We start from the raw sequence: 2555 nt of genomic DNA, 5'->3' as shown, positions 1-2555 counted from the left end.
CTTTTTCCCTGAAAATTGGGTAATTGACCACCTGAAAATCGGTAAAACCCTACACCCTACACCCTACACCCCACACCCTGCCCCCACGAAAAACTTTTTCAGCAAACCCTATCTAAATGGTTGCCTTTTTTAACTTTTTTATTGATCTCATTAAGCATTTCTACTTATTGCAAAGGTGAGATGCTACCGGGTCTTGGGTCTTGCCTCTTGCCTCGTCTCAACAAGCAATTTAAATGCGCGGGCAGCTTACTAGAACTCTTGCATATAGCGCTTTTCACGTTACTGAGGTATCGACAAGTTTTGCCAACAAAGAGTTTAACCCCCTTGCCCATGCCTCATTCTGATGAAAACTGCTATATATAGTCTAAGGTAGAAAAAAGTTAAATACTGACTAAACCGCCCAATCATAACAACTGAGCCGACAAATTCTGATGTTATTAGCATTAAAACAACTAACTGTTACCCCAGGCGACTGCCTGTTGTTAACTTCACTCACTTGGCAAGATTATGAAAAAATTCTTGACGAATTGGGAGAGCGACGGTCAATTCGTCTATCTTATAGTCAGGGAACTTTAGAAGCAATGACTCCTCTTTTTATTCATGAAAACACCAAAGTTTTAATCGGGGATTTGGTTAAAGTTCTCCTGGATGAATTAGAGTTAGACTATGAACCCGCTGGATCGACAACCTTTAAAAATCAACAAATGGATCAAGGAATAGAACCAGATGAGTCTTTTTATATCGAAAATTGTGCTGCTGTTAGGGGAAAAAAGCGACTTGATTTGGCTATTGATCCCCCTCCCGATTTAGCAATTGAAATTGATATTACTAAGCGAACCCGATTTAATAATTATGAGCGATTGGGTGTTCCTGAATTGTGGCGATATAATGGAGAGAGACTGGAAATCAATGTTTTGCAAGGATCGGAATATGTTGAATCTTCCCAAAGCCGACTATTTCCTCAATTTAATCTAATAGAAAAAATTCCAGAAACGCTACAAAATAGTCAAAAAATAGGTAGTGCAATGGCATTAAAACAATTCCGAATTTGGGTCAAGCAAACGCTTAATCCCTAACTTCAAATCGAGAACGAAGTCAGGGAACTTTTGCCGATGATAATTTAGGGGTTACAGTTTTCGCTTTAAAGCTGCACCTATTCCTAATACTCCTAAACTCAGTAACCCTAGAATTGATGAGGGTTCGGGAACGGAACTAACAGGAGGTGATGATGGAGATACGAGAAAAACGTTGTCTATTGTGGTAGTATCAGTTCCAAATTGAAAATCACCATTAAATTCTAGAGAAGTTAAGTTGGCAAGAACTACTTGAATTTCTGCATTAGTGGCAGGCACAAAGGTCGAGTTGTCTGGAAGAATATTAAACCACGTATTTTGATTTGTATTACTAAGAGCCAAACTATAGGTTTCCCATTGATTAGGATTTGGAGTCGAAATGAATGATGCAAGAGTCAATCCTGCACCTCTCAAAAATGCACCATAACCTCCAGGGATAATAAAGGAAGTCGTAAGATCGAAACTTAGGCTTCCATTAAGGAAAGTAGACTTATCTCCTAAAAATTTAGAAGGAGCAATAAAGGTTAAATCGTTCGCCGAAAAATCAGACGCTGAAATATATCCTCCTGGATTGCCACCAGTAGCAAAATGGGTAAGGTTAGCAGGGCTACTAGGGGGATTATTACTCGCGGAGTTTTGATAATAAACTGTTGTCCACCCTTCAGCATCTGTATCAAATGTGCTGCTAACAGTTGCAGCCTGAACAGGTGCTATCACGAAGGTACTAACAGCAATAGCAGAAGAAGCAATCGCCAGTTTTAATAAGTTTTTCTTACCCCCCCCCCCAGCAAAGTTAATCAGTTTTACTAATGTCATGATTGAAAAGCCTCTGGAGAATTAGATTTGAGTGATTGTTTAGTTGTATAGTAGTATAGTAATGAAGCTTTCTGGATTGCTCAGGGGAAATTTAAGGAAGTCTTTGGGATCGCTTTAGGAAAGTTAATCATTGGATAAAATCAATGCTAGGGAATATTTAAGGATTTTTTGAGGGCAGTTTGAACTTGGTTTAGGATGTCTGAGGGTAAAATGCCTAGTTTCTGTTGAAAAACGGACTGGTTGACCGTCGCAATCTTGTCAGTTCTGATTACAGAGGTCTTTTTTAAGCCTGTTTGTGAGAAGTTGGGATGTCCTTCCCTAACCAGTATCCAAGTTTCCCACCACTCTCCAGGGGGGATTTTGGAGAAGATTCCCAGGATGATTTGTTCTTCTCGATGTACAGCTAAAACTAGCGCGGGTCTGAGTTTTGTGGTGCTAAGGTCGCTGAAGGGAAAGCGAACTAACCAAATTTCGGCAGCTTTAGGGTTGGACATTGTAAATATCTTCCTCTGGGTCGTTCCATTCTGGAAAGCCTGTTTCTGCTAGTTTCATGAGGGTGAGGGTTTCTAGCTTGTCTTCGAGGTCTTCTAAGAGAGAAATTTGTTCTGAGAGGGGAAGTTGATAGACTAGGGTTTTGATTTCTTCAAGGGTTAGGGTGGAAATCAT

General features: G+C 40.0%; 3 protein-coding genes and 1 pseudogene. 1 reads left to right on the top strand and 3 read right to left on the bottom strand.

Going from position 1 to position 2555, the window contains the following annotated elements; translation table 11 throughout:
* The first annotated feature begins 431 nt into the window (after window positions 1–431).
* A complete protein-coding gene (locus PX481_RS07350; protein ID WP_002761559.1) occupies window positions 432–1076 on the top strand; it encodes a Uma2 family endonuclease in 645 nt (214 codons plus the stop codon).
* 51 nt (window positions 1077–1127) lie between these two features.
* Here the strand turns inward: PX481_RS07350 and PX481_RS07345 are convergent, their stop codons facing one another.
* The 3 genes and pseudogenes from PX481_RS07345 to PX481_RS07335 all read right to left on the bottom strand — a co-directional run.
* Entirely contained in the window at window positions 1128–1889 is a 762-nt protein-coding gene (locus PX481_RS07345; protein WP_288094169.1) for a PEP-CTERM sorting domain-containing protein, read from the bottom strand.
* Window positions 1890–2035: 146 nt separating this feature from the next.
* Window positions 2036–2383 (bottom strand): type II toxin-antitoxin system PemK/MazF family toxin, encoded by a 348-nt coding sequence (locus PX481_RS07340; RefSeq protein WP_012263951.1) that lies wholly within the window; start codon window positions 2381–2383, stop codon window positions 2036–2038.
* Window positions 2370–2555: pseudogene (locus tag PX481_RS07335) on the bottom strand (OST-HTH/LOTUS domain-containing protein); the annotation flags it as partial. The pseudogene PX481_RS07335 and the gene PX481_RS07340, both read right to left, overlap by 14 nt.

Source organism: Microcystis sp. M53603_WE2, assembly GCF_030065435.1.
The sequence above is the reverse complement of the archived record's forward strand: the minus strand, read 5'-3'. Positions and strand labels throughout refer to the sequence as shown.

Bases quoted from the DNA above. Each gene is read 5' to 3' on its own strand.
- PX481_RS07350 (WP_002761559.1), top strand. From the start codon at position 432: ATGTTATTAGCATTAAAACAACTAACTGTTACCCCAGGCGACTGCCTG.
- PX481_RS07345 (WP_288094169.1), bottom strand. From the start codon at position 1,889: ATGACATTAGTAAAACTGATTAACTTTGCTGGGGGGGGGGGTAAGAAA.
- PX481_RS07340 (WP_012263951.1), bottom strand. From the start codon at position 2,383: ATGTCCAACCCTAAAGCTGCCGAAATTTGGTTAGTTCGCTTTCCCTTC.